The 6,870-nt window shown below is 45.4% G+C and carries 5 protein-coding genes; 3 read left to right on the top strand and 2 right to left on the bottom strand.

Features of this window, described 5'->3' with window-relative positions; all coding sequences use genetic code 11:
* Positions 1–3 precede the first annotated feature (3 nt).
* Positions 4–1,224 (bottom strand): arabinogalactan endo-beta-1,4-galactanase, encoded by a 1,221-nt coding sequence (locus ACESM0_RS11940; RefSeq protein WP_372906436.1) that lies wholly within the window; start codon positions 1,222–1,224, stop codon positions 4–6.
* Positions 1,225–1,350: 126 nt separating this feature from the next.
* Positions 1,351–2,418 (bottom strand): LacI family DNA-binding transcriptional regulator, encoded by a 1,068-nt coding sequence (locus ACESM0_RS11935; RefSeq protein WP_372906435.1) that lies wholly within the window; start codon positions 2,416–2,418, stop codon positions 1,351–1,353.
* A gap of 361 nt (positions 2,419–2,779) precedes the next feature.
* On the opposite strand from ACESM0_RS11935, the gene ACESM0_RS11930 reads away from it, so the two are divergent.
* The 3 genes from ACESM0_RS11930 to ACESM0_RS11920 are packed head-to-tail and all read left to right on the top strand — an operon-like array spanning position 2,780 to position 5,839.
* Positions 2,780–4,348 carry an amidase gene (locus ACESM0_RS11930; protein ID WP_372906434.1) on the top strand — a complete coding sequence of 523 codons (1,569 nt, stop codon included), beginning with the start codon at positions 2,780–2,782 and terminating at the stop codon, positions 4,346–4,348.
* 44 nt (positions 4,349–4,392) lie between these two features.
* Entirely contained in the window at positions 4,393–5,043 is a 651-nt protein-coding gene (locus tag ACESM0_RS11925; protein WP_372906433.1) for an ATP-binding cassette domain-containing protein, read from the top strand.
* A 4-nt stretch (positions 5,044–5,047) separates the two neighbouring features.
* Positions 5,048–5,839, top strand: a complete 792-nt coding sequence (locus ACESM0_RS11920; RefSeq protein WP_372906432.1) for an ABC transporter permease — start codon at positions 5,048–5,050, stop codon at positions 5,837–5,839.
* Positions 5,840–6,870: the final 1,031 nt, after the last annotated feature.

Raw genomic sequence — 6,870 nt, 5'->3', positions numbered from 1 at the left:
AGATTACAGTTCGTAGTCGGTTGTCATAAAATTAATGCCCTGATGGAGATCTCCATCGTAGTCAAAGAAAGCGTTGTTTTCCCAAGACGATCCGGTTCCCCAGAGGTCTTTCATGTCGGACGTGATCCAGGCCGGCTCCCAAACCATCACACCGCTTCCGCCGCCATCCATTACAGCTTGTGTTAAATCGATAAAATATTGAAGCTGTCCCTCTTTCGTAGCGGGATAGTTGGGCTCAATAGCACTCTGACCAAAGATATTGTTGTACTGATCTGCGTTTTCGGTTGTCCAGGGATAGGCCGTTTCCACAACCATCACTTCGCGATCAAATTTATCCCGAAATGTTGATATATAATCATCGAGTTCAATCAGTGGCGTATCAGAAAAGTGACTGTAGTATGAAATTCCGATGATGTCAAAATCACTGACCCCACCTTCGCTCATAATATTTTCAAACCACCATTCGGTATTTTCAGGCTGAGCAATGTGGAGAATAATTTTTGGATTGATCTCTGATCCGGCTGCGACATCCAGTACCGCCTGAATACCGCTGTTGATCACCGCGCCAAGATTATCCCAATAGCCATCACAACCGTTCAGTGGTGGAAAGCCTTCAGGTGCGTTGGTAAACATCATACCGCAGTTGGTCTCATTTCCCACCTGCACAAATTCCGGCATTAGTCCTTCTTCGTTAAGCTTTTCGAGCGTTTGATAGGTATACGCATAGACCGAATCTTTCAGCTCTTCAATATCCGTTATCTCAATCCAGGCTGCCGGAATATTCTGGTGCGACGGATCGGCCCAGATATCGGAGTAGTGAAAATCGAGATTGACCGCCATTCCCTGCGCTTTCGCTTCCTCCATACTTCGTTTCACATCATCAAATCCGCTGTAAAGAGGTTTCTCGGGATCTTCGTAAACTTCGGTTTGAACCCACTCCGGATTGTGCCATAGCCTGAGCCGAACCGTATTGGTTCCATGATCAGCAAATATTTTATAGGGATTCTGAATCTCACTATCTACAGAGTAGATTCCGCCATGATCCAGAATTTGATTCACGTACGAGAGATCGGCGCCCATTATAAATTCATCGGCTGAATAGTAAACCGGATCTGAATCATCCGGCCGGTCATCATCCTGATTTACACGCGGTCCGATGGAAGAATCGGATGAACAGGATGAAAGCAGTAAAAAAAGTAGAAAAATCGTTTTTAAGTAGTTCATTTTACAATGGTTTAAAGCGCATCCAACCGGAACCTAACGATAGAATGTTAACGATAACATTTCACTATCAAGATAGAACAAATTCAAAATATTGCAATAGGCTTCAGCTACTTTTTAATGATTGCCTCAGCAACCGCACGATTTTCGAATCTGAATCGTAGCTGCAATTTCGATATCCTCAGTTTGCTCGCTCTCACCGTCGATCAATTTCAAAAGCTTTTCAGCTGCCCGACGCCCAACTTCGTATGCCGGCTGGTGAACGGTTGTGAGCGGAACCTCCACCAGCGGTGCTCGTATCTCGTCCGAAAATCCTGTGATCGCAAAGTCATCAGGTATTTTTCGCCCGGCCTCCTTAATCGCTTCCATTGCACCAAAGGCAACAGGGTCATTCACACAAACGATTGCCCTGGGTTGATCCGATTGGGGAAGCTCCAGTATTTTTTTCATTGCCTGATATCCTCCCTCCTCTTTAAAACCCGCTTCAACGATCCACTCTCTATTCTCAGTCAGGTTACTTTTTTCAAGCGCTTCTTGATATCCCATGTACCGTTCACGGCCAATGGTTACTTCCCTGGGACCGCTTAAGTGGGCAATCTTTTTGTATTGATGTTTTTCGATCAAATGACGGGTAATCAGTTCCGAACTCTCCCTGTCGTTCACATGAACACAACTGGCCCCAATTCCTTGAATACAGCGGTCAAAAAAAACCAGATGAGTATTCGAGTTAACAATCTCCCTGTAAAAAGTGTAGTCCTCCACCGTTTGTGATGAAGAAATCAAAATACCGTCTACCTGCTGTGAGCGCAGGGTATTAACGGCGTGCTGTTCCCGTTCAAACTGTTCATTGGCGTTTGTCAAGATGAGCTGATAATCCGAGCGGTAGGTCACCTCTTCAATTCCCCGGACCACCTCAGGAAAAAATGCGTGTGTAATTTCAGGAATTACAACGCCAATCGTCTGAGTCTTTCTGGAAACCAGACTTTTCGCTACGCGGTTTGGCGTGTAACCCATGATTTTCGCTTTTTGAATAATCTTCTCCTTTGTCTTTTTATCAACATTGGATCGATCATTTAATGCCCGGGAGACGGTCATAGTAGAGACTCCCAAAGCGTCGGCGATGTTTTTTAAGGTTACCTGTTTTCCCAAATCGGATTGTTTATTCTGATGAATTGTTTTGTGTCGGTTAGTAGTCATCCTGTCAATGCTGTCATCCTGCTGTGTCCCGACTCTTTTTCGGGGAACAGAGTGAAGGATCTCCGGGATATGAAACCCAAAAAAGAAGATTCTTCTCCCGAATCCTCGGGATCAGAATGACAGTATGAACTGAATGAATAATGCGAATATTTACGATAAATTTAAATCCGTTATTAAAATCAGCTACACTTTCACTCTGATAATCAAATAAAAAAAGACCTGAAAACCGTAATTTGATCAGTATGAGGAACCCGGCACTCAACATAAATGCTCGGTTTTTTATGTACCTCCACCTATCAAATGTTGCTACAAAGCCCGATTATCACTTTATTCCTACCATACTTTAACAGAAAAAAATTGTATGAATACAAAACTGCTCATTTATTCGGTACTCGCCCTCCTTTTTATATCTGCATGTTCACAATCTGGGGATGAATCCCTTTATGAACTGCTCGACCTCGAAGAAATTACGGTTGACCAACTGCAAGAACGGTATGACAATGGAAATTTGAACGCATCTCAGGTTGTACGTGCTTACCTCGACAGAATTGAGGAAATAGATAAAAATGGACCCGGATTGAACGCGATCCTTACCGTGAATCCAAATGCCTTGGAAATCGCAGATGAACTGGATCGTGAACGGCGCGACGGCAATGTACGAGGACCACTGCACGGTGTACCCATCATTTTGAAAGATAACATCAACACTGCAGATATGCAGACGACAGCCGGATCCCGATTTATGGAAGGCTCAATCCCGCCCGAGGATGCTTTCATTGTGAAAAAGCTTAAAGATGCCGGAGCCATCATCATTGCAAAGGCAAACCTGAGTGAGTGGGCAAACTTCCACAGTAACATGTCCTCAAGCGGATGGAGTGGATTGGGCGGACAGGTCAATAACCCCTACGATATTACCCGAAACCCGTGCGGTTCAAGCGCCGGTTCGGGTGTGGCAGCATCTGCTAATCTCGCCACATTAACGATCGGTACCGAAACCAACGGTTCCATTGTATGCCCATCCAACGCCAATGGTATTGTCGGGCTTAAGCCTACGATTGGTTTGTGGAGCCGATCCGGCATCATCCCGATTTCCCATACAACCGACAGCGCCGGACCCATGGTCCGAACCGTTCGGGATGCAGCCATTTTGTTAAGTTATGCCACCGGAGTGGATCCGAATGATGACAAAACAGCCGATAGTGAAGAGCATATTCATGAAGATTATACACAGTTCCTGGATGAAAACGGCCTTGAAGGAAAAAGAATCGGATTCTTTACACAACCGATGGGAAGTCATTTCCGGGTAGACACCTTGATGAACCAAACCGTTCGTAAACTTGAAGAGCTTGGAGCGGAAGTGATAGAAATAGACCAAATTTCAGAAACGAATGTTGGCGGTGATGCCTTTCAGGTACTTCTTTATGAATTTAAAGACGGACTGAACAAATACTTCGAATCGCTGGGTGAGGATGCAACGGTCTCCAGCATTGAAGAACTTGCCGAACTTACTCGTGAAAATCCGGAGGAGACCGAGCGGTTTGATCGAAATTTAATCTTTACGGCTTCTGAAAAAGGAGATCTCGATTCGGAAGAGTACCGGGAAGCACTTGAAAATATGCTCCTGCACAGTCGCGATGAAGGTATCGACAAGATGATGGATGAAGAAAATCTGGATGCTTTTGTCTCCCCAACCGGTTCACCCGCATGGAAAACGGATCTGACATTGGGCGATAATTTTGCTCTCTCATCCAGCTCACCCTCTGCCCGGGCCGGATATCCGATCATCAGCCTCCCAATGGGGCAACTGGACGGACTACCCGTGGGTGTCTCTTTCTTCGGCCGAGCCTGGAGTGAACCCGTACTTCTTGAAATTGCTTATGCTTTTGAACAGGCAACCAATCATCGATTTGTACCTGAGTTTAACGACTAAAAAATCCATATCAACATTCCCAACTCAACAGAGCAACCTGATCTATGAGCCGAACCCCGTTGATTGAAGGAAAAAAGATCTCATTCCGTTATGGTGATGAGGTCGTTTTCCGGGATTTTTCGTTTCAGATCAATAAAGGAGACCAGGTTGTTCTGAAGGGGGATTCGGGCAGCGGCAAAACCACACTCTTTCGGTTAATCCTCGGGTTTGAAAAGCTCCAGCAGGGAGATATCACATTCCGGGGAGAATCGATTAAAGGGAATCCGGAGATTGTAAAAAGCCTAAGGAAAAACTCCTCCTGGCTTCCTCAGGATCTGAATATCGGAACCGGCTCAGTTACGGATGTGATCTTATTTCCATTCACCTTCCAGGCTCACAAAGAGAAAAGGCCGGACCGATCCAGAATCGAAGAGATCCTGAAGAGTTTTGGGCTGTTGCCCGGCGAAGTTTTGGATAAATCCTTTGCCGACCTCTCCACAGGACAGCGCCAGCGAATTGGATTGTCTATCTGTATCCTGCTGGATCAGCCTTTTATTCTGCTGGATGAACCCACTTCCGCATTGGATTTGGACTCCAAAAAGCGTGCCGCAAAACAGCTGCTGGATCAATCCGGAAAAACCGTTCTCTCCACTTCGCACGATCCTTTTTGGGTGGAGCGTTGCGATACCGTTATCGATCTGAACAAAGGAAAATAATCGCATGGAAATCATACAACTCAGCTGGCTCCAACTCTCCATTGCTTTCATCAGTTTACTCATTCCGGCTGCCATTCTTGGTTATTACAAAACCGGACTCAACAGCAAAATGGTCATTGCCACCATTCGGATGACGTTGCAGCTCATTTTTGTAGGGTACTATCTCGAATACCTGTTTGAACTGGATAATGCATGGATAAACCTCGCCTGGATCATGGTGATGGTAATTGTTGCCGATTTTGCCACGATCGATCGCAGTGAACTCAGCCGTAAAAAAGAGCTTTTGATTCCGGTATTTGCCGCTACGTTCTTTGGCATTGTACTCATCAATTTCTTTTTCCTTGAACTGGTGATTCAGCTGCCCTCGCTGCTTGAAGCACAGTACGCCATCCCCATTACCGGAATGGTTCTGGGAAACTGCCTTCGCAGTAATGTGATTGGCATCAACGACTTTTACTACAGCCTCAAGGAGAACCGGGAAAGATTTCAATTTTTCCTGTCATGTGGAGCAAGCCGAAGTGAAGCTCTTTACCCGTTTTTTCAGACGGCCCTTAAAAAGTCTGCCAATCCAACCCTGGCATCTATGGCTACGATCGGACTGGTTTCGCTGCCGGGAATGATGACCGGTCAGATTCTGAGCGGAAGTTCACCGATGACCGCCATTCAGTATCAGATTATGATTATGCTGGCCATCTTCTCCGGCACGATTCTCTCCGTCTATCTGGCCATTAAACTATCTAACCGTGCGGTCTTTTTTGACAACGATATGCTGGATGAATCGATTTTAAAGAGTTAGAATTCACTTAGCACATCACGCGTAGGGATAAATCCCGCGCTCGTATGTTTAACCCATAAATGGGTATTTGGTAAAATGACCTGTCAACACCAACCGGACCTGCCCGACCGAATGTAGGCGGATTTGACAGCGTCTGGTTTCTCGCCCCGAGCATTCGGGGCGGATAAGTACGCTGAGTTTCGCTGAGTTAATTCACAGGGATAATACCTCTCCTCACAAAAATATGATGTCACCCCAATCCATAAGGGATGCTCCTTATATAGCCGTCCCGATCAAAAACACCGGGACAGGTTGTGCGTCAGTGCTGGAAAAACAAAGCACAGCATTGCCCGCCGATCAAAGAGAATCGTTCGAATTGCAAAATATTACAGAGGCGGAACACACAGAGTTATTTAAACAAATCTAAACGACCTTATGCAATCATTACCCAGACTCTGTCAGGCTGCGTTAGCCCCTCCTTAATGATGCAGTACGAGAACTAGTGAGCATAAACAGGACGGGCCTACGGAGCGTTTTTAAAATTGGCCCAGGATTTCTATAAACAGAATATTCCTACGGAATTTCTTGAATTTATATTTAACGTGAGTTCGATATAAAATGAATGTAAAAGCATAGAAAAAGTCCCCTCCTTATCCAAGGAGGGGCTCCGAGCGAAGCGATTCCCACGAAGTGATTTAGGGGTGGTTGAAACCAATATAAGATCAGATTTAAAGCCTGAAATCATTAGGGCTACCTCCCCCAACCCCTCCTTACACAGTGTTTTGAAAGGATACATGGGTAACACTTCCATGAAAGTGTAACCTATGTCCCAAAACAAAACAACACAGGAGGGGAGAATCATTTTCAAGATTCTTATTTCAAACTCACGTTTTTTATAAATGTGTGCTGCCATAGTACTAAAACATTCGTGGTCGGACTTGGAGGTGTAATGAATCCCGAAGGGATGAGAAGACAATAGCCCCGTACATGAGTGCGGGGTAAGATATGAACGCAAAAACAAACGCCGAATAGAGTGATGGGTTCGAAGTATA

Source organism: Rhodohalobacter sp. (assembly GCF_041686455.1).
Lineage (GTDB): Bacteria > Bacteroidota > Rhodothermia > Balneolales > Balneolaceae > Rhodohalobacter.
This window is presented reverse-complemented; position numbering and strand designations above follow the sequence as displayed.

Bases quoted from the DNA above. Each gene is read 5' to 3' on its own strand.
- ACESM0_RS11920 (WP_372906432.1), top strand. From the start codon at position 5,048: ATGGAAATCATACAACTCAGCTGGCTCCAACTCTCCATTGCTTTCATC.
- ACESM0_RS11930 (WP_372906434.1), top strand. From the start codon at position 2,780: ATGAATACAAAACTGCTCATTTATTCGGTACTCGCCCTCCTTTTTATA.
- ACESM0_RS11925 (WP_372906433.1), top strand. From the start codon at position 4,393: ATGAGCCGAACCCCGTTGATTGAAGGAAAAAAGATCTCATTCCGTTAT.
- ACESM0_RS11935 (WP_372906435.1), bottom strand. From the start codon at position 2,418: ATGACTACTAACCGACACAAAACAATTCATCAGAATAAACAATCCGAT.
- ACESM0_RS11940 (WP_372906436.1), bottom strand. From the start codon at position 1,224: ATGAACTACTTAAAAACGATTTTTCTACTTTTTTTACTGCTTTCATCC.